General features: G+C 69.3%; 17 protein-coding genes. 7 read left to right on the top strand and 10 right to left on the bottom strand.

The genetic code is table 11. The features are described 5' to 3' along the window. Positions 1-346: 346 nt before the first annotated feature. The gene (locus tag AC3IF1_RS22380) at positions 347-1,690 is read right to left on the bottom strand and encodes a UDP-glucose dehydrogenase family protein (protein ID WP_489219402.1); all 1,344 of its coding nucleotides are present in this window, start codon (positions 1,688-1,690) and stop codon (positions 347-349) included. A 314-nt stretch (positions 1,691-2,004) separates the two neighbouring features. Here AC3IF1_RS22380 and argB point away from each other — a divergent pair, with 314 nt between their 5' ends. From argB to rplS, 3 genes are all read left to right on the top strand, one after another. Then, positions 2,005-2,898, top strand: coding sequence for an acetylglutamate kinase (gene argB, locus AC3IF1_RS22375; protein WP_243973848.1), 894 nt, complete (start codon positions 2,005-2,007; stop codon positions 2,896-2,898). Between the two features lie 165 nt (positions 2,899-3,063). Then, positions 3,064-3,804: a pyrimidine 5'-nucleotidase gene (locus AC3IF1_RS22370; RefSeq protein ID WP_489219401.1), complete on the top strand. Its 741-nt coding sequence runs from the start codon at positions 3,064-3,066 to the stop codon at positions 3,802-3,804. Positions 3,805-3,951: 147 nt separating this feature from the next. Continuing rightward, positions 3,952-4,368 (top strand): 50S ribosomal protein L19, encoded by a 417-nt coding sequence (gene rplS / locus AC3IF1_RS22365; RefSeq protein WP_489219400.1) that lies wholly within the window; start codon positions 3,952-3,954, stop codon positions 4,366-4,368. A gap of 90 nt (positions 4,369-4,458) precedes the next feature. Here the strand turns inward: rplS and AC3IF1_RS22360 are convergent, their stop codons facing one another. The 3 genes from AC3IF1_RS22360 to AC3IF1_RS22350 are packed head-to-tail and all read right to left on the bottom strand — an operon-like array spanning position 4,459 to position 6,500. Continuing rightward, entirely contained in the window at positions 4,459-5,241 is a 783-nt protein-coding gene (locus AC3IF1_RS22360) for a hypothetical protein (RefSeq protein ID WP_489219399.1), read from the bottom strand. 12 nt (positions 5,242-5,253) lie between these two features. Then, the gene (locus AC3IF1_RS22355) at positions 5,254-5,454 is read right to left on the bottom strand and encodes a hypothetical protein (RefSeq protein ID WP_243973852.1); all 201 of its coding nucleotides are present in this window, start codon (positions 5,452-5,454) and stop codon (positions 5,254-5,256) included. Further along, positions 5,451-6,500 (bottom strand): hydantoinase/oxoprolinase family protein, encoded by a 1,050-nt coding sequence (locus AC3IF1_RS22350; protein WP_489219398.1) that lies wholly within the window; start codon positions 6,498-6,500, stop codon positions 5,451-5,453. The genes AC3IF1_RS22355 and AC3IF1_RS22350 overlap by 4 nt, the downstream gene beginning before the upstream one ends. Before the next feature lie 9 nt (positions 6,501-6,509). Between AC3IF1_RS22350 and AC3IF1_RS22345 the strand changes: the two genes are divergently transcribed. Further along, positions 6,510-7,241: a HisA/HisF-related TIM barrel protein gene (locus tag AC3IF1_RS22345; protein WP_243973854.1), complete on the top strand. Its 732-nt coding sequence runs from the start codon at positions 6,510-6,512 to the stop codon at positions 7,239-7,241. Positions 7,242-7,310: 69 nt separating this feature from the next. After that, complete coding sequence (gene leuD / locus AC3IF1_RS22340) at positions 7,311-7,913, top strand: 3-isopropylmalate dehydratase small subunit (RefSeq protein ID WP_243973855.1); 603 nt, start codon at positions 7,311-7,313, stop codon at positions 7,911-7,913. 47 nt (positions 7,914-7,960) lie between these two features. Here the strand turns inward: leuD and AC3IF1_RS22335 are convergent, their stop codons facing one another. Further along, positions 7,961-9,643 carry a methyl-accepting chemotaxis protein gene (locus tag AC3IF1_RS22335; RefSeq protein WP_489220441.1) on the bottom strand — a complete coding sequence of 561 codons (1,683 nt, stop codon included), beginning with the start codon at positions 9,641-9,643 and terminating at the stop codon, positions 7,961-7,963. Between the two features lie 479 nt (positions 9,644-10,122). On the opposite strand from AC3IF1_RS22335, the gene AC3IF1_RS22330 reads away from it, so the two are divergent. Then, entirely contained in the window at positions 10,123-11,325 is a 1,203-nt protein-coding gene (locus AC3IF1_RS22330; RefSeq protein WP_489219397.1) for a lytic murein transglycosylase, read from the top strand. Between the two features lie 298 nt (positions 11,326-11,623). On the opposite strand, the gene hpnH is transcribed toward AC3IF1_RS22330, so the two are convergent. Continuing rightward, positions 11,624-12,787, bottom strand: coding sequence for an adenosyl-hopene transferase HpnH (hpnH, locus tag AC3IF1_RS22325; protein ID WP_243973858.1), 1,164 nt, complete (start codon positions 12,785-12,787; stop codon positions 11,624-11,626). A gap of 613 nt (positions 12,788-13,400) precedes the next feature. Between hpnH and AC3IF1_RS22320 the strand changes: the two genes are divergently transcribed. Further along, positions 13,401-16,067: an MMPL family transporter gene (locus AC3IF1_RS22320; RefSeq protein ID WP_489220440.1), complete on the top strand. Its 2,667-nt coding sequence runs from the start codon at positions 13,401-13,403 to the stop codon at positions 16,065-16,067. 8 nt (positions 16,068-16,075) lie between these two features. On the opposite strand, the gene AC3IF1_RS22315 is transcribed toward AC3IF1_RS22320, so the two are convergent. From AC3IF1_RS22315 to hpnI, 4 genes are all read right to left on the bottom strand, one after another. After that, positions 16,076-16,204 carry a hypothetical protein gene (locus tag AC3IF1_RS22315; RefSeq protein ID WP_489219396.1) on the bottom strand — a complete coding sequence of 43 codons (129 nt, stop codon included), beginning with the start codon at positions 16,202-16,204 and terminating at the stop codon, positions 16,076-16,078. A gap of 221 nt (positions 16,205-16,425) precedes the next feature. After that, positions 16,426-17,268, bottom strand: coding sequence for a hopanoid biosynthesis-associated protein HpnK (gene hpnK / locus AC3IF1_RS22310; RefSeq protein ID WP_489219395.1), 843 nt, complete (start codon positions 17,266-17,268; stop codon positions 16,426-16,428). Positions 17,269-17,325: 57 nt separating this feature from the next. Then, positions 17,326-18,759 carry a hopanoid biosynthesis associated radical SAM protein HpnJ gene (gene hpnJ, locus AC3IF1_RS22305; RefSeq protein WP_489219394.1) on the bottom strand — a complete coding sequence of 478 codons (1,434 nt, stop codon included), beginning with the start codon at positions 18,757-18,759 and terminating at the stop codon, positions 17,326-17,328. A 56-nt stretch (positions 18,760-18,815) separates the two neighbouring features. Next, on the bottom strand, positions 18,816-20,024 hold the full coding sequence (gene hpnI, locus AC3IF1_RS22300; RefSeq protein ID WP_489219393.1) for a bacteriohopanetetrol glucosamine biosynthesis glycosyltransferase HpnI: 1,209 nt from the start codon (positions 20,022-20,024) through the stop codon (positions 18,816-18,818). Positions 20,025-20,074 lie beyond the last annotated feature (50 nt).

Raw genomic sequence — 20,074 nt, 5'->3', positions numbered from 1 at the left:
CGGAAGTCGGCTCGGCTCTCGACGAGTGAGTACCCTCTCACCCCTTACTGTGGCACCATTGCGGTGTCCAACCAGCCCCGATGCCAGGTCATCCCCGCCCGGCGAAATTGCCGAAGGCTGTGACATGTATTCATCAGAAGCTTATCCAATCCCGGGGCTCAGAACGCCAGGATAGGACGGGTCGACTGGTTTGAGAGACGCCTAGACGATCATCAGAAAGCCATAGTTTCGCGTCGCAGGCGAAGGACCGTCTACCGGCACGCCGCGCACGCCACGGAGAGATCTTCCAAATGGCCACGCGGCACCGGCGCCGGTTCGGCATCGCGCGGACCGCTGCGGCCCCGGCTCAAGACGGATACGGCGCGCGGGCGGCCCCGCTGCGTCCGACGCCGCAATAGGCGAAACCGTGGCGCGTGGCGGTTTCGGGGTCGTAGATGTTGCGCAGGTCGACCAGCACGGGGGCGGATCCGCCGGACGCCATGGTCCGGCGTACCCGGTCGAGATCGAGCGCCCGGAAGGCGTTCCATTCGGTGACGATCACCAGGGCGTCGGCGCCCTCCGCGCAGGCATAGGGGCTCTCGGCATAATCCACCGTCGGCATCAGGGCGCGCGCCTGCGCCATCCCCTCGGGATCGTAGGCGCGCACCGTCGCACCCGCATCCTGGAGCCCGGCCACGATTGCCAGCGACGGTGCGTCGCGCATGTCGTCGGTGTCGGGCTTGAAGGTCAGGCCGAGCAGGGCGACGGTCTTGCCGCGCACGGCGCCGCCGCAGGCCTTGATCACCTTGCGGGCCATGGCGCGCTTGCGCTGGTCGTTGACCGCCACCACGGTCTCGACGAGGCGCAGCGGCGTGCCGGCATCCTGGGCGGTCTTGACCAGGGCCAAGGTGTCCTTCGGAAAGCACGAGCCGCCGTAGCCCGGCCCGGCATGGAGGAACTTCGACCCGATGCGGTTGTCCAGCCCGATGCCGCGGGCGACCTGCTGGACGTCGGCGCCGACCTCCTCGCACAGGTCGGCCACCTCGTTGATGAAGGTGATCTTCGCGGCCAGGAACGCGTTGGCGGCGTATTTGGTCAGCTCGGCGGTGCGGCGGCTCGTCACCAGGATCGGCGCGGCGTTGAGGTAGAGCGGCCGGTAGACCTCGCGCAGCACCGCCTCGGCCCGGGCCTCCTCGGTGCCGACCACGATGCGGTCGGGGCGCTTGAAATCGGCGATGGCCGCGCCTTCGCGCAGGAATTCGGGGTTCGACGCCACGGAGAAGTCGGCGGCGGGATTGGTCTCGCGGATGATGCGCTCGACCTCGTCGCCGGTGCCGACCGGCACGGTCGACTTGGTGATTACCACGGTGAAGCCCGACAGCGCCCCGGCGATCTCCCGGGCGGCGTCGAACACGAAGCTCAGATCGGCAAATCCGTCGCCCCGGCGGGACGGCGTCCCCACCGCGATGAACACCGCGTCGGCCTCCGCCACCGCCTCCCGCAGCGTCGAGCGGAATGCGATCCGCCCCTGGCGGACGTTCTCGGAGACCAGCGCGTCGAGCCCGGGCTCGTAGATCGGCATGCGGCCGGCGTTCAGCGCGGCGATCTTGTCCGGGTCGCGGTCGATGCAGACCACGCTGTGCCCGAAATCGGCCAGGCACGCTCCGGAGACAAGGCCGACATAGCCGGCCCCTATCATCGCAATCCGCATCCGGCCCTCCCGGCAGCCAGCCCCCGGCTCGCTGCAATGCAGCATGGTCCGGGCGTCACGGCGGCGCAACCCGGGCGGCGCTGGATCGGATCCAGCCTGTCGCACGGACGCAACACACCGGAAGCATGACTGTTCTTTGACAATGCGGCCGTCGCGGCGGGCCGATTCCGCTCGGGCCCGGCCTTTTCTTGCCCGGCCCCTGCCCGGATGCGGCTTCGCAGGGGCGGCGGCTTCCTGTAGAAGCGCCACCGCCCGACGGGTGTGGTCGAAGTCCCGCCCCGAGGCCCTGACCCAAGGATCGGCGAAGGACCGTGATGACCGAATTGCCGAACGTGCACGTGCGCGCCGAGGTCCTGGCCCAGGCGCTGCCCCACATGCAGCGCTACGACCAGGAGATCGTGGTGATCAAGTATGGCGGCCACGCCATGGGCGACCGGTCCGCGGCCGAGGATTTCGCCGAGGACATCGTCCTCCTCGAGCAATCCGGGCTGAAGCCGATCGTCGTGCACGGGGGCGGCCCCCAGATCGGCAAGATGCTCGATCGGCTCGGCATCCAGTCTGAGTTCCGCGGCGGCCTGCGCGTCACCGACGCGGCCACCGTCGAGGTGGTCGAGATGGTCCTGGCCGGCCTGATCAACAAGCAGATCGTCGGCTGGATCTCGGCCGAGGGCGGACGGGCCATCGGCCTGTGCGGCAAGGACGGAAACATGGTCCGGGCCAAGCGGGCGCTGAAGACCCTGGTCGATCCCGAGAGCCAAGAGGAGCAGACCATCGACCTCGGTCTCGTCGGCGAACCGGAGCATGTCGAGCGCGGCGTGCTCGACGCGGTGCTGAAGGCCGAGCTGATTCCCGTGCTCGCCCCGGTCGCCTACGGGGCGGACGGACAGACCTACAACGTCAATGCCGACACCTTCGCGGGCGCCATCGCGGGGGCGCTCCGGGCCAAGCGCCTGCTGCTGCTCACCGACGTCCCGGGGGTGCTCGACAAGGACAAGAAGCTGATCCCGGAACTCACCGTGGAGGATTGCCGCCGCCTGATCGCCGACGGCACCATCACGGGCGGCATGATCCCCAAGATCGAGACCTGCATGTACGCGATCGAGCGCGGCGTCGAGGCGGTCGTCATCCTGGACGGCAAGGTCAACCACGCGGTGCTGCTGGAGCTGTTCACCGATTACGGCGCCGGCACGCTGATCCGGCGCGGCTGAAGCCGGTCGCCAAGCGATCGGGCGACGCGATTCGCGCGGGGCGGCAACTTCCGCTCCGCGCGCGCATTGTCCTGCTCCGGGTCAGCCCCGAGCAAGCCAGCCTTGCAAGCCTGGCCCCGTGGGTTCACTCATCCCCCCTGGGGATCACGATTCCAAAGGGATACGGTGCACCACCCCGACAAGGCCCAGTTCACCACCTCTGGCGCGCGCGGGTTCGCCGATGTCGACACCTGGGTGTTCGACCTCGACAACACCCTCTATCCGAGCGACGCCCGGGTCTGGCCGCAGGTCGACGAGCGGATCACGCTCTACGTCATGAGGCTCTACGGGCTCGACGGGCTCTCGGCCCGCGCCCTGCAGAAGCATTTCTACCACACCTACGGCACGACCCTGAAAGCCCTCATGGTCGAGGCGGATATCGATCCCCACGAGTTCCTCGACTTCGCCCACGACATCGACCATTCGGCGATCAAGCTCGACAAGGGCCTCGGCGACGCGATCGAGCAACTGCCGGGGCGCAAGCTGATCCTGACCAACGGGTCGCGGCGGCACGCCGAGAACGTGGCGGCCAAGCTCGGGATCCTCGACCATTTCGAGGACGTGTTCGACATCGCCGCCGCCGATTTCGTGCCGAAGCCCGAGCGGTCGACCTACGAGCGGTTCCTGCAGGCGCACGGCGTCGAGCCGACCCGCGCGGCCCTGTTCGAGGACATCGCCCGCAACCTCGCCGTACCGCACGACCTCGGCATGGCGACGGTCCTGGTGGTGCCCAAGATCGCCGATCCCTACCGGGAGGCGTTCGAGCAGGAGGCGGTGCGCGAGGCGCATATCGATCACATCACGGACGATCTGGCGGCCTTCCTATCCGGCTGCGTGCTGCCCGAGGCCGGCGCGGTGCCGGCCTGACGGCGCCAAGCGCGGCGCGGCTCTCATCGGCAATCGACAAGGCGGTGGCGATCCTGTAGAGAGCCGGCCAACTCACAACAGGATCGCCGAAATCCTGGTGCCCGCCGCCCATGAGGGGCAGCGCGGCGCAACGGCCGGAGCTTTGTCATGAACATCATCGAGCAGCTGGAGCGCGAGGAAGTCGCGCGCCTCGCCAAGACCATTCCCGATTTCGAGCCGGGCGACACGCTCATCGTCAACGTTCGCGTGAAGGAAGGCGAGCGCACCCGCGTCCAGGCCTACGAGGGCGTCTGCATCGGCCGCCAGGGCGGCGGCCTCAACGAGAGCTTCACGGTCCGCAAGATCTCCTACGGCGAGGGCGTGGAGCGCGTCTTCCCGGTGCATTCCCCCATGATCGATTCGATCAAGGTGGTCCGCCGGGGCAAGGTGCGCCGCGCCAAGCTGTACTACCTGCGCGACCGCCGCGGGAAGTCGGCCCGCATCGTCGAGCGCACCGACCGCTACAAGGCCAAGGACAACGCGGGCAAGGGCACCCCGGCCGAGGCGCCCGCCGCCGCCGAGTGATCGACGCACGGCCGGCCTCGCCGCGCCGGCGCCACATCGCGGCCCGCTCCGATCGCTCGGGGCGGGTTTTTCTTTGGGTGCCGCGCGCCGTCACGCCGCCCGCGGGCGGCGGCGCGCGAACAGCCAGGGCAGGACGCAGGCCGCCGAGACGGCGATCGAGAGGGCGTAGGCCAGGACCGGATCGACCTGCCCGAGCGTCAGGTGAACGCAGATGTAGAAGGCGAGCACGCCGAACGCGCCCTGGGCACTGCCGCGCACCACCTCGAGCGAGGCGCCGACCCCGTCCTGCAGACGGGCGAAGACGATGAGCGGCCAGGAGATGATCGGGATCGGCGCCAGAACGCCGCTCAGGCCCGACCCGAGGCGGGGCGCCAGGGTCGAGACCAGCAGGACCAGGGCGGTGGCCGCCGCCAGCCGGGCCGGCATGTCCCAGCGCGGGGGTCGCGCATCGCGGACCGGCGCGGCGGCCTCGGGGGCCGGCCGGCACAGGGCGATGACGGCCGCCATCGCCGGGAGGTCGATCACTGTCGCGAGCCACAGGCCCGGCCGGACGAGCCCGTGCAGCAGGGCGCCGCCCATCACGAAGGCCGCCAGGGCCAGAACGATGGACGCAACGGCGCCGATCCGCCGAGCGCAGAGAACGTAGGCCAGGTAGCAGGCCGTCACCGCCCCCAGCCCCTCCACCGACCCGACAGCGGCGTCGGCGGCGAAGCGCTCGCCCTGCTCGGCGGCGAGGTAGATCGAGATCGGCGCCGAGGTCAGCGGCAGGCCGGAGAGCAGGCCGCCGACGAGGCTGCCCCAGCGGCGCGCCGCCGCCGACACGGCCCACATCAGCGTCGGGGTGACAAAGATCTTGGCGGCGATCAGGCTCATGGCCGGCGCCGCTCAGGCCGCTTCGGGCGGCCCGTCATCGTCCGGCGCGCCGGGCGAGTTGAGGATGTCGTCCAGTTCGTCGACCAGCCGGTCGATCTGATCCTCTGTGGCGAGCACCTTGAGGATCTCGCCGGTCTCCGTCTCCACGGCCAGCTCGATATGCGGCCCGACCCGGGCGGTGAGGATCCGGGCCAGGATCTTGATGGCACTCATGCGATTGTCCCCTCCGCGGCAATGAGGCCGACCGCTGCCGCCGGCCCACAGGTCGAGATCCCGTCACGGGGCCCGGCGATCCGGTCGCCCAGCAGGTCTACGAGCGGGAGGGAGGCGCGTCCGAGCCGATCGGCCAGGCGGGCCCCCAGGAAGGCGCCGGCGCCGCACGGGATCAGGGGCGCCCGCGCGTCCATGTCCGGCCGGCCGAGCAGGAGCGCGGCCGCATCGTGCAGCAGGCGCAGCTGCGCCTCCGCGAAATGCCCCGCCAATGCGGCCCAGGCCGGCGCGGGGGCCTCGGTCCGGTCGCGCCCGACGATCCGGGCGAGCCGGGTCTCGCTCTCGGCCACGGACTTGCCCTTGCGGTCGCCGCTCGCCTGCTGGTCGGCTCCCCCGGGGAGCAGGCCGAGGATCCGGTAGGCATCCGCCATGTGGGCGAAGGTCTCGGTCATCAGCCGGGTCCGGCGGCCGCCGAAGGGCGCGTGGTCGGCGAGCGCGACCACCGGCGTGCGCACGATGCCGGTATAGACGAGTTCCGATGTCGCCAGACGTTCCGCATCGCTGTAGCCCGCGGCGGCCGGGCGGCCACCCACGATCGGGATGAGGTCGGTGGTGGTGGAGCCGATATCGACCAGAAGGGCGTCCGGGGCGATCCGCCCGGCGAGCGCCGCGGTGGCGTGCCAGTTGGCTGAGGCCACGTCGGCGGCGCGTTCAGCCGCCGCCTCCGGGGCGACGAAGCCGGACCGGCCGGCATAGATCCGCACAATCCCGGCGAGATGCGCCCCGGCCCATCCGGAGAGCGCCGCCACGCCCTCCCGCCGGTCGGCGAAGCAATCGGTCAATTCCCCCGTCATGGTGACGGCGTGCGCGGCCTCGCCGCGCGCCCAGTCCGGCAGGGCCGCGAGCGCCTGCGCCAGGGCCGGCAGACCCTGCCAGAGCGGGCACGGAACCTGGGCGGCGGCCACGACGCGTCCGGCCTCCACCAGAGCGGCCTTGACGTGAACCCCGCCGAGGTCCCACCCGATTGTCCTGGGGGATGGTGAGCGCATGGGACCGCGATGAACGCCTCGATGGACCACAGGATCGGGCGCCCCGGCTTCGCGGTGATCCCGGTGCTCGACCTCCGGGGCGGCCGCGTCGTGCGGGCGCGCCGGGGCGAGCGCTCCTCCTATGCCCCGATCGAGACGCCCTTGGCAAAGGGATCCGCACCCGAAGCGGTGGCACGCGGGCTCCTCGACGCGTGGCCGGCCGCGACCCTCTACGTCGCCGATCTCGACGCGATCATCGATCGTGCCGCCCCCGATCTCCGCGCCCTGACGGCGATCGCCCGCGCCTGCCCGGGCACCGCCCTGTGGGTGGATGCCGGCTTCGCCGAGCCCGCCGGCCTGGACGCGTTCCTGGCCTCCGGCCTCGGGCGTCCAGTGATCGGCAGCGAGAGCCAGACGGATGCCGGCCTGGTGACCCGGCTCGGGGACCGGGCGGTGTTCTCCCTCGACACGCGCGGCGCCGACCGGCTCGGGCCCCCGGCGCTCCACGACGATCCGTCGCTGTGGCCGCCGGAGGTGATCGCCATGACCCTGGCCCAGGTCGGGGCCGGGGCCGGTCCCGACCTCGCGTCCCTCGGCGCCCTGCGGGCGCGGGCGCCGGAAACCCGCCTCTACGCGGCCGGCGGCGTCCGCGGCCCGGACGATGTGCGGGCGCTGCGCGCGGCCGGGATCGCCGGGGCGCTGGTCGCCTCCGCGCTCCACGACGGCACCCTGTCCCGGGCCACGGCGCCGGATCTCGCCTGACGCTTCCGACCAGCCCCCGCGGCTGCTAAAGCCGCCGCCAGGGAACAACCGTCACGAGATCTTCAGCCGATGGAAAAATTCACGACCCTGGAGGGCGTCGCGGCGCCCGTGCGGACGATCAACGTCGATACCGACCGGATCATCCCGGCGAAGTACCTGAAGACGATCCGACGGACGGGGCTCGGCAAAAGCCTGTTCGCCGAGATGCGCTACCGCGAGGACGGCTCCGAGAACCCGGACTTCGTGCTGAACAAGCCCGCCTACCGGAACACGAAGATCCTGGTCTGCGGCGACAATTTCGGCTGCGGCTCCTCCCGGGAGCACGCGCCCTGGGCGCTGGCCGATTTCGGCATCCGCTGCGTGATCTCCACGAGCTTCGCGGACATCTTCTTCAACAACTGCGCCAAGAACGGCATCCTGGCGATCGTGGTCGCCCCGGAGGACCTGGAGAAGCTGTTCGCGGATGCCGAGCGCGGCGCGAACGCCACGCTGTCGGTGGACCTCGAAGCCCAGACCATCAAGGGACCGGACGGCGGCACCCTGCATTTCGACATCGACGCCGGCCGCAAGCACAATCTCCTGAACGGCCTCGACGAGATCGGCCTGACCCTCGCGCGCGGCGCCGCGATCGACGCCTACGAGCAGAGGCTCGCCCAGCGGGACTGGGCCTGATTGGGCCGGGCCGGACCTCGCCCCTTTAGGGAAGGTCCGGCATCCCGTTACGCCGCCTTCACGTCGGCCAGGAAGGTGGCGACCGCCCGGCCGAGGTCGTTGGAGTATCGCGAGAGGCCCTGCGCAGCGCCGAGAACCTGGGTTGCCGCGGAGCCGGTCTCGCCGGCGGCCCGCTTGACGTCGACGATGTTGCTGGTGACCTGCTCGGTCCCCGACGCGGCCTCCTGAACGTTGCGCGCGATCTCCTGAGTCGCCGCGCCCTGCTGCTCCATGGCGGCTGCGATCGCGGTCGAGCCGTCGGCGATCTCGCCGACGGTCCGGGCGACCGACCGGATCGCGTGGACCGCCTGGCCGGTCGCCGCCTGGATCTCGGCGATCTGTGCGCTGATCTCGTCGGTGGCGCGGGTGGTCTGCGCGGCGAGTTCCTTCACCTCGGTGGCCACGACGGCGAAGCCGCGCCCCGCATCGCCGGCCCGGGCCGCCTCGATCGTGGCGTTGAGCGCGAGCAGATTCGTCTGGCCGGCTATATTCGAGATCAGGGCGATCACGCCGCCGATCTTCTCCGCGGTTTCGGCCAGACTCTTGACGGCCCCGTCCGTCTGAACCGCCTCGTGGGCCGCCCGGCCGGCGGCCTGGGCCGCACGGGAGACCTGGCCGTTGATCTCCCGGATCGAGATCGACAGCTCTTCCGTGGCCGCCGCGACCGTGTTGACGTTCGACGAGGCCTGCTCGGCGGCACTCGCCACCGCCAGCGCCTGAACGTCGGTCTGCTCCGCGACGCCGCTCATCGAGCGGGCGGTCGCCTCGAGTTCCGTGGCGGCGCCCGCCAGCGCCTGCGTCAGGCTGGAGACCTCGGTCTCGAAACGCTGGACCGTGGCGTCCAGATGGAGGGCCCGACGGGCCTTGGCCTCGGACTCTTCCACGGCTGCGGCGTCACTCGCCCGCTTGGCGATGAGCGCCTGCCTGAACACCTCGACGGCCGTGGCCATGCGGCCGATCTCGTCGCGCCGCCCCCGATGCGGCACGGCCACGTCGAAGTTGTCGCGGGTCATTTCACCCATCACGTCGGTCATCTGGCGCGTCGGGACGGCGATCAGCCGGGTGAGCAGCCAAGCGCACGCAGCCGCGCTGCTGAGCAGGGCCAGGATGGTAATCAGCGTCGTCAGGTATGAGGTCGAGAACGCGTCGGCCGCATCGGCCTGACGTGTCTTCAGCAGGGCGCGCTCCGTCGCATCGATCTCGTCGACCAGGGTCCGGATGCCGTCCATGAACGCCTTGCCGACGCCGCTGGTCAGGAGGGCGCGGGCAGCAGCCTGCGTGTCGGCCTGCGCCATCATGGCGATCTCCGGCTCGGCGACCTCGGACTGCCACCGTTGGGCCAGGGCTTCGATCTGCCCGATACGGTGCTGCTGGGCCGGGTTGTCCACCGTCAGGGTCCGGATCCGCTCCGCGGCGACCGCGAAGGCTTTGGCACCGGCCTCGTAGGGGGCGAGGAACTTGCGGTCCCCGGCCACCAGATAGCCGCGCACCCCGGTCTCGCGATCCACCATGCTGCTGATCAGATGATCGTTCACGTTCAACACGTCATAGGTATGCTCGGACCATCCGGTGGTTTTGTTTATGAAAGTCAGTTTGTTGTAATTTATAAATCCACCCACAATGTTGATGAATATCAGTACCAGAAAGCAAACAATAATTTTCTTCGCGATCGATATGTTTGAAATGCGCATCATCACCTCCCCCATCATCGAGCCGGCATGATACGCGACAGAGATTAGAAAGCCACTAATTTGACTTCAAAAATGTACACGCTATGCGGCGAGAACTGATTTTACCCTCAAGATGAATATCGGTCACTTCCGGAAGTCACACCGATCACAACAACGACATGATCAGATCCACGGCGAAGTGGCCAACAGCACAATCTGCTGCCGATACTTCAATTTCCGCCTCGCAGCTCCCGGCGCAGGGCGCGCGAATCCGGGCCTATGCCTGCGACAGGTCGCGGCGCACCACGGCGGCGCAGGCGACCTGACAGCCCGTCGCTCCAGGTGCCGGGCGGACGCGGCGATCGATAGCCGGCGCCGCGCAGTGTCAGGCCGATCTCCCGGATCTCCCGCTCTCGGCCGGCCCCTCCGCTAACGCGCCGTTAACCCTCGTGCTGCCTGATTCGGCCGCTAGACGACGGGCGACACACGGGAACGCCAGGATGCGGAATCAGTCCCTCGGGTCGGGCGTCGCGCTCGGATTCGGCCTCCTCTGCGCGGGCGCCACGAGCCTGCCGGCGCGCGCCGATTTCGACAGCTGCCTGGCCGGCATCCAGGCCCAGGCGGCCGCCGCCGGCGTCTCGGCGCAGACCTTCCAGGCGGCCACGCGCGGCATCAGCTTCGACGACAAGGTGATCGAACTCTCGCAGGCGCAGCCCGAGTTCAAGACGCCGATCTGGGACTACATGGCGGCCTTGGTCGACGACGAGCGCGTCGAGGACGGGCGCGCGGCCATGCGGCAGAACGCGGCCGCCCTGGCCCAGGCGGAGGCGCGCTACGGGGTCGACCGCTACACGATCGCGGCCGTCTGGGGCGTCGAGTCGAATTTCGGCAAGAACCTCGGCAAGATGCCGCTGGTGCAGTCCCTGGCGACCCTGGCCTGCTCGAACAACCGCCGCCGCGACTTCTTCCGGGGCGAGCTGATCGCCACCCTGCGGATCATCGAGCGCGGCGACATCGCGCCGGAGCGCCTGACCGGCTCCTGGGCGGGGGCCTTCGGCCAGACGCAGTTCATGCCGACAACCTATCACCGCCTCGCCGTCGACGGCGACGGCGACGGGCGGCGCGACGTGGTCGATTCGGTGGCCGATGCGGTCGGCTCGACGGCGAACTTCCTGCACGTGGCCAAGTGGCAGCACGGCCAGGTCTGGGGCTACGAGGTCAAGCTGCCCCGCGGCTTCAACGTCGCCTCCGCCGGGCGCAGAAACAAGAAGCCGATCGCCCATTGGGCGTCCCTCGGCGTGACCCGTATGGACGGCCGCCCGCTCTCGGGCGAGGGGCCGGCCGGGATCATCGCGCCGGCCGGAATCGACGGGCCGGCCTTCCTGGTCACGAAGAACTTCGACGCGATCTACTCGTACAACGCCGCCGAATCCTACGGCCTCGCCATCGCGGTCCTGTCCGACCGGCTGCGCGGCAAGACCGGTGTCCAGGCGCCCTGGCCGACCGACGATCCGCCCCTGTCCCGCGCGGAGCGGCGCGATCTCCAGACCCGCCTGGCCGCCCGCGGCTACGACGTCGGCGAGCCGGACGGCAAGGTCGGCCAGAAGACCCGAGACGCGATCAAGGATGTCGAGCGCAAGCTCGGGATGCCCCAGACGGGCCGCCCCGGCGGCAAGGTCCTGGAGGCGCTGCGCGGCAGCTGACCGGGTTCCGGCGCCGCCATAGCGCGGTCCGATGCCTCTCTGAACGCGCCACCTCGGCGGTGATCGCCGCGCCGCCACGGCGCCCCCAAGCCACGGCCGCGGCGCGGGAGCCGCAATTCATCCCCGACCCCTCACGGGCCTTCGCCCGGCCTGCGCCCCGCGGCCAGGACGTCGCCGGTCCGTCGACCGCCATGAACCGGGGGCCGTGCCGGGGTCTCGCCGGCCGGCCGAACCGCTCAGCAAAAAGGCCGCCGCGGGATGCCGCGGCGGCCTTTCGCATTGAGCAATGCCCCGTCGCTCAGGCGGCGGTGCGCTTGCGGGCTTCCTGCTTGGTGTCCACGCCGGCCGCTTTGATCTCGGACAGCTTCTGCGCGACGTTGCGCGAGAACACGAACTCGGCCGGGCGCTGGTTCTCCAGGCTGACCTCCGGGGCCATGGCGCCGTCGGTCTTGATGCCGCGGATCGCGTGCACCAGCGGCTTCCAGGGCTTGCGGACCGAATCGACCACCGAGGACGCCTCGTAGCCCGAATGGACCATGCAGTCGGCGCACTTCTCGTAATTGCCGGTGCCGTAGGCGTCCCAGTCGGTCTCGTCCATCAGTTCCTTGAAGGTCGCCGCGTAGCCCTCGCCGAGCAGGTAGCAGGGCTTCTGCCAACCGAAGACGGTGCGGGTCGGGTTGCCCCACGGGGTGCAGTGATAGGTCTGGTTGCCGGCCAGGAAGTCCAGGAACAGGCCCGACTGCTGGAAGGTCCACTTCTCGCGGCCCTTCTCCTTGCCGTGCCGGAACACGCCGCGGAACAGGTCCTTGGTCGCCTTGCGATTCAGGAAGTGCTTCTGATCGGGGGCGCGCTCGTAGGCGTAGCCCGGGGAGACGGTGATGCCGTCGATGCCCATCCGGGTCACGCTGTCGAAGAAGTCGGCGATCTTCTCGGGCTGCGAGTTGTTGAAGAAGGTGCAGTTGATGGTGACGCGGAAGCCCATCTCCTTGGCCTTGGCGATCGCCGCCACGGCCTTGTCGTAGACGCCGCGCTGGCACACCGACTGGTCGTGCATCTCCTTGTCGCCGTCCAGATGGATCGACCAGGTGAAGTACGGGCTCGGCTTGTACTCCTTGATCTTCTTCTCGAGGAGCAGCGCGTTGGTGCAGACGATCGCGAACTTCTTCTGGGCGATGATGCCCTCGACGATCTGCGGCAGATCCTTGTGCAGGAGCGGCTCGCCGCCGGCGATCACCACCACGGGGGCACCGCACTCGCGCACCGATTCGAGCGCGTCGGCCACCGGCAGGCGCTTGTTCAGGATCTCATCCGGGTAATCGATCTTGCCGCAGCCGGCGCAGGCGAGATTGCAGCGGAACAGCGGCTCCATCATCATCACCAGCGGGTAGCGCTTGCGACCCGTCAGGTGCTGTTTCAGGATGTAGCCGCCGATCTTCGCGACGTACCGGAGGGGGATACCCAAGATTGCGGCTCCTTCACTTCGTCGGCCCAGGGGCGATCGGGGTGCTTAACACGAAAAAAATCGCGATTTCCAGCGATCTAGCTTGGAACTAATCTCAATCGACCCCGTTTCGGCGGGATCATGACATCTTATTCTGCGCCTGACGCAACGGCGCCACATGGGCCGCGAACGCCAGATCCGTGGGCGAGGACTGCCCGCCCTTGAGGACAGCACGTGCATTGCGTCGGCAATGCGACCGGGGACGCGCGATTTCGATCGCATCGGCGCCATTTCCGTGCGCTAACGCACATATCCTCCGTACGGACCGCGGCAGGGCGGCCGCGTTGCAATCTGGCATCGCGCTCTTTACTGAGCCTCGTGGCGGCGATGCAAGCCGTGGCCGACGGCGAACGGCCGCGCCATGGTCCATATCGGCCAGGCTCGGCGTGCGCATGCGTGCTGCACGGCTGGGGCGGACCGTGTGGCGTTCCGCGAACCCGGTGCGCGTTCGAACGGATCGCGGGGCGGTCGGCATGCGGGCTCTGCGCCGCGCCGGTCCCCGGGATTCCGAAGAGCTGGATGGCAAGTTCCGGGCGCGCCGGGGGTGCGTCCGAGGCGAACAGGCAGGGTGCTCGTGATCGAAAGTCTCGTCGCGTTCTCGGTGCGGTATCGGTGGATCGTGATCGCCCTGGTGGCGCTCGTCACGGTCGCGAGCGGCGGCGTCGCGGCGCATCTGTTTCGAATCAACACCGATGTCGAGCGGCTGATCGATCCGAAGGAGCCCTGGCGCCAGGACGAGATCAACTTCGAGCAGGCCTTCCCGCAGCGCACCAACACCATCGTGGCGGTGATCAACGGCGCGACGCCCGAGGTCACCGAAGAGGCGGCCGCCAACCTCGCCAAGGCGCTCACCGCCCACAAGAACCTGATCGAGACCGTCTACCGGCCCGACGGCGGCCCGTTCTTCGACAAGAACGGCCTGCTGCTGATGTCCCAGGCCGAACTCGACAAGACCCTCGAGGCGCTCACCCAGCAGCAGGGCCTGCTCGGGCCGCTCGCCGCCGATCCGTCCCTGCGGGGCGTGATGCGGGTCCTGTCCCTCGGCGCGCGCGGGGTGAAGACCGGCGACGCCAAGCTGGAGGATCTCGAGAAGCCCATGGGGCAGATCGACGCCACCCTTCAGCAGGTGCTGGCGGGCAAGCCGGCGCGCATGTCGTGGCAGGAGCTGCTGGCGAACGGCCAGAGCAGCGTCACCGACAAGATGAAGTTCGTCTTCATCCAGCCGGTCCTGGATTTCAACGCCCTGGAGCCCGGCTATCAGGCGACCAAGCTGATCCGGAACGTCGCCCAGGATCTCAAGATCGACGGCGAGCACGGGCTGCGGATGCGGCTCACTGGCACGGTGGCGGTGGCGGACGAGGAATTCGCCACCCTGTCGGAGGATGCCGGCGTCAACAACAGCATCATCGTGGGCGCGATCGTGCTGTTCCTGTGGCTGGCCTTGCGCTCCGGCAAGCTCGTCGGCGCGGTGCTGATCACCACCTTCGCGGGCCTCATCGTCACCGCCGCCCTCGGCCTGATCATGGTCAAGGAGCTGAACCCGATCTCGGTGGCCTTCGCGGCCCTCTTCGTCGGCCTCGGCATCGATTTCGGCATCCAGTTCTCGGTGCGCTACCGGGCGGACCGCTACGAGCAGCCGACCTTGCAGAGCGCGATCCGCGCCGCCGCCCGCGGGGTCGGCTGGTCGCTGACCCTGGCCGCCGTGTCGCTGGTGGCGGGCTTCTTCGCCTTCCTGCCGACCGCCTTCCGCGGTGTCTCCGAACTGGGGCTCATCGCCGGCGTCGGCATGGTCGTGGCCTTCCTGTTCGCGCTGACGCTCCTGCCGGCGCTGATCGCGGTGTTCGAGCCCAAGGGCGAGAAGGCGGCGGTGCAGACCTCGTGGCTCGTTGGTGTCGATCCCTGGATCATCCGCCACCGCAAGCCGATCCTGATCGCCGTCGGTCTGGTGACCCTGGCGGGCGCGCCCCTGCTCTGGCACCTGCCCTTCGATTCCAACCCGATGCACCTGCGCAGCACGAAGACGGAATCGATCGCCACTTATCTGGACCTGATCAAGAACCCCGAGACCAGCCCGAACCTCATCGACGTCCTGGCTCCGAGCGTGGAGGCGGTGCCGGCGCTCTCGCAGAAGTTGGCGGCCCTGCCGGTGACGGCATCGGTCAACAGCGTCGACACCTTCGTGCCCCGGGATCAGGACAAGAAGCTCGCGGCGATCGCCGACACGGCGCAGCTCCTCGACCCGGTGCTGAACCCGGGCCGCAGGCCGCCGCCGCCGAGCGATGCCGACAACGTCAAGGCGCTCAAGGATGCCGCCACGGCGCTGAACGGCGTCGCCGGGGACGCGAAGGGCGACGCCAAGGGTGCGGGGGCGGCTAAGCAGCTCGCCGGCACGCTGGACAAGCTCGCCGCCGGCCCGGTGCCGCTGCGCGAGGCGGCCTCGGTCGCCCTGACGAAGGACCTCGGTCCGCTGCTGGCCCGGCTGCGCGACCTGCTCCATCCGGAAAAGATCACGCTCGACAACCTGCCGCCGCAGCTGAAGGCCGACTGGGTCGCGGCGGACGGGCGCACCCGCATCGAGGTCCATCCCAAGGGTGATTCCAACGACGACGAGGTGCTGCGCACCTTCTCGGACGAGGTGCTGAAGGTCGCGCCCCACGCTACCGGCGCGCCCGTGGCGACGACGCAATCGACCTACACGATCCTGGGCGCCTTCGTGCAGGCGGCCGTGACAGCTTTCGTGCTGATCTTCGTCATCCTGTCGGTTGCCCTGCGCAAGCCCTGGGACGTGGCGATGACGCTGGGCCCGCTGGTGATCGCGACCTTGTGGACGCTGATGGCCCTGCGCATCATCGGCATGCCGCTGAACTTCGCCAACATCATCGCCCTGCCGCTGATGCTCGCGGTCGGCGTCGCCTTCCACATCTACTACGTCATCGCCTGGCGGGCGGGGGTGACCGACATGCTGGCCTCCAGCCTGACCCGGGCGATTTTCTTCTCGGCGCTCACGACCGGCAGCGCCTTCGGCTCCCTGGTCCTGTCGAGCCATCCGGGCACGGCCAGCATGGGCAAGCTGCTGGCCCTATCGCTGTTCTTCACCCTGATCGCGGCGTTCTTCGTGGTGCCTGCAACGCTGGGGGAGCCACCGGCACAGCCCGACGAGGACCGGCCCGAGGCGGAGAAGGCGGTCGGGGCGGCTTTACGCAAGAGCACGGCGCGCCAGGATCCGGTGCCGGCCAAATAGACCCCCGCTCAGAGGGCCTTCTCGAAGACAAGGTCGGGGTAGGGATCGTCGTTGAAGCGCGCGGTCCCCACCCGGCCCTTTTTGCGACAGGGCGCCAGGGCCGCCGGCAGGGCGCTGTCGGTGTGGAGGCGCGGCACCGCGATCGAGGGTTCCCGGACGATGGGGTCGATCCAGGGTTACTTCACCTCAGCGGTCGGGCCTCCATTGCCCTTCGGGCCGACGCATCCGCCGGGCAACCCATCCATCATGGTGGGCAGGACTACGCCGAGCCACTGGACCTTCGCCTCCGGTCCAGAACCGTGCGTCGCGGGCGCCGACATCCGCGGTGACGGCACGAGCGAAGCGGCTCGATAAGTGGTCACCCCAAAAAGTCCGAAAACCCGCCCCTGAGCGCGCCCGACGCATCGACGGTCGCCCGAGCGGCGGCGGCGATCAACGCATCGCGCTCGTCGGCGTAGAGGTAACCCGGCGCGTCGCCCGGAAAACCGCCGGTCGTGGCCGGGTGGGTATAGAGCTCGGTCAGGCCATCCGGAAGGTGGGCCAGGAGCGCCGCCACCCGCGGCGGGGTCATCGCGCCGGACCAGGCGAGACCGAGGGTCCGGTCGGGGATCAGCAGGCCGGCCTGGCGGGCGCGCACGGCGAGCAGGGCCGCCCAGGGGGCGATGTCGAGGGCCGCCCGGGGCCGGGCGCCGGGCTCGGCCCGGCGCAGCAGCTCGCGGGGCTCGCGAGGCACCCGGATCGACCGCATGCCGTAGCCGCGGCCGATGCGCAGCACGGCGCCGGCGATCAGCGGGTGGACGTGGAAATGCTTGTGAGCATTGACGTGATCGAGGGGCAGGCCGGTGGCCTGGTAGGCCTCGAACTGCGCCGTGATCTCGGCGGCGAGTTGGCGCCGGGCAGCGGGCTTGCGGGCGAGGTCGAGGCCGACGCGGGCCATGTCGGCGCGCATCAGCCCGGCAGCATCAGTCAGGTCGGGCAGTTGCGCCGCCGGCAAAGTTGGCCAAGCTTCGACCAGGACGAGGTGCAGCCCGACCCGCAGGGACGGCATCCGCTTCGCCCGGGCCACGGCATCGGCGGCCGCCGGCGCCGAGACCATCAGGCTCGCCGCGGTGAGGATCCCGTCGCGATGGGCCTGCTCGACGGCCTCGTTGACCTCGGGGCTCAGCCCGAAATCGTCCGCGGTGACGACCAGACGCTTCACAACAACCTCGTTACGGGTGTCGATGGGTCCGGGGCAGAGAGCCCCGGACCCCTGACGTCACGCCGCCTTGGCGGTGCCCTGACGCTCCTTGAGGAAGCGGTAGAACTCCACGCCCTCGCGCAGGCGGCGCTTCATCATGTCGGGCGAGCGCACCATCTCGCTGACGATCGAGGCGATCTTCGGCGCCCGGAAGTAGAACTTCTTGTAGAACTCTTCCACCGAGGTGAAGATCTCGGTGTGCGACAGGTGCGGGTAGTGCAGCGGCGCGACCTGCACGCCGTTCTCGTCGACGAGCTCGGCATTCTCGATGTCGAGCCAGCCGTTCTCCACCGCCTGCTTGTACAGGAAGGTGCCCGGGTAGGGGGCGGCCAGCGAGACCTGGATCGTGTGCGGGTTGATCCGCTTGGCGAAGGCGATCGTCTCCTGGATCGTCTCCTTGGTCTCGCCCGGCAGGCCGAGGATGAAGGTGCCGTGGATGGCGATGCCGAGCTCGTGGCAATCCTGGGTGAATTTTTCCGCGACCTCGACGCGCATGCCTTTCTTGATGTTGTGCAGGATCGCCTGGTTGCCGGACTCGTAGCCGACGAGCAGCAGGCGCAGGCCGTTCTCCTTGAGCACCTTCAGGGTCTCGCGCGGAACGTTCGCCTTCGCGTTGCACGACCAGGTCACGCCGAGCTTGCCGAGCTCCCGGGCGATCTCCTCCGCACGCGGGAGGTTGTCGGTGAAGGTGTCGTCGTCGAAGAAGAACTCCTTGGTCTGCGGGAACTCCTTCAGGCAGTACTTGATCTCCTCGATCACGTGGGCGACCGAGCGGGTGCGGTAGGTGTGCCCGCCGACCGTCTGCGGCCACAGGCAGAAGGTGCAGCGGCTCTTGCAGCCCCGGCCCGAATAGAACGAGATGTAGGGGTGCTTCAGGTAGCCGATGAAGTACTTCTCCATCTCCAGGTCGCGCTTGTAGACGCTGGTGACGAAGGGCAGCTGGTCCATATCGGTCATGATCTCGCGGTCCTCGTTGTGGACCACGACACCGTTGGCATCGCGATAGGACAGGCCCTTGATGTCCGCCATCGGGACGCCGTCGGCGACTTCCTTGACGGTGAAGTCGAACTCGTTGCGGGCGCAGAAATCGACCACCGGGGCCTGGGCCATGGCGCCGGCGGCATCGACCGCGACCTTGGCGCCGATCAGGCCGGCGATCAGCTTCGGGTTGGCCGCCTTCAGCGCCTCGATCGTCTTCACGTCGGACTTGAACGACGGCACCGAGGTGTGGAGCACGACGAGGTCGAAGTCGTTGGCCTGGGCCACGATCTCGGGGAGCTTGATGTTGTGCGGCGGCGCGTCGATCAGCTTCGAGTTCGGCACCAGGGCGGCCGGCTGGGCCAGCCAGGTCGGGTACCAGAACGACTTGATCTCGCGCTTGGCCTGGTAGCGGGAGCCGGCACCGCCATCGAAACCGTCGAAGGTGGGGGCCTGGAGGAAGAGCGTGCGCATGGGGTTCAAGGCCTCAGGGCGTTGCCGGGGGAGGGCGGGAGTCGCGGGAGCCGGAATCAGCGGGTGGGCGCGCCGGCATCGCGGCCGAGTTCGGAATCCGGGATCAGGGTACCGTCCGCAACCACGTGATAATCGTGACCTTTCCATGTCACCGCCCCCGACACGAAGGCCCAGGAGAAGTTCAAGAAGGAGAGGATGTCGCGGATCGGCAACAGTCCGTAGGGGTGCGGGGCGAGGCCGAAGGCGCGCTCCAGCTGCCGGCAGAGCAGGACCCGCCCGGCCAGGGCGAGGCCCGCGACGACCAGCGCGCCGCCCCCCCCGCCGGGCAGCAGGGCGCCCAGCACGGCGAGCGGGAAGGCATGGGTGACGATCGAACCGGCATAGCCCGCCGGATCGACGGTGCGGATGGTCCGGTTCCAGCGCAGCTCATGGCGCCAGAGGCCGGCCAGATCGGTATCGACGCTGGTATGGCCGATGGTGAAGCTCGGGATCACCACCCGGCCGCCGAGACCACGCAGGGCCGCGCCGATCGCGTAATCGTCGGCGAGGTCGTCGCGGAAGCTGCGGAACCCGCCCAGCGCCTCGAGGCTCGCCCGGGTGAAGGCGACGGTGGAGCCGAAGCAGGGCTTCGCCAAGCCCAGGCTCAACCCCATCACGACGTTGGGCAGGAACTGGACATCGATCGCCAGTGTCGAGAGCCGGTCGTACAGCCCCCGGAAGGCCGGCACCCCGTGATACAGGCAGGTGACGCCCGAGACGCCCGCCTGGGACAGTTCGGCGACCAGGCGCTCCAGGTAGTCGGGCCGGACCACCATGTCGCTATCGGCCAGCACCACCACGTCGTGGGCGATCCGCTCGGCCATGTTGATCAGGTTCGAGACCTTGCGGTTCGAGCCGTGCTGGCGGCCGTCGATCACGAGGTCGATGCGGGCCTCGGGATAGGCCTGCTTCAGTTGTTCCACCACGCCGATCGCGGGATCGGTCGCCCTCTGGACGCCGAACACCACCTGGACCGGGCCCGCATAATCCTGAAGCAGGACCGTTTCGAGGTTCTCGTAGAGGTTCGGCTCCAGGCCGCAGAGCGGCTTGAGCACGGTCACGGAGGGGCGCGGCGCGCCGGACGCCAGGACCGGCACGGCCCGGGCCGCGTAGCGGCCGGCGCAATAGGCGGCCGCCAGCCCGTAGAGGCAGCCCGCCGCCGCCAGGATCAGGCAGAGCAGCGAGAGCCACGAGGAGGCGAGCAACGCCAGGGAGGAGAGATCCATCCAATCGGGTCCGTGCGATCGTCCCGCCGCCTCAAGCGACGATGGCCGCG

The sequence above is a fragment of the Methylobacterium sp. E-012 genome, assembly GCF_057836545.1.
This window is presented reverse-complemented; position numbering and strand designations above follow the sequence as displayed.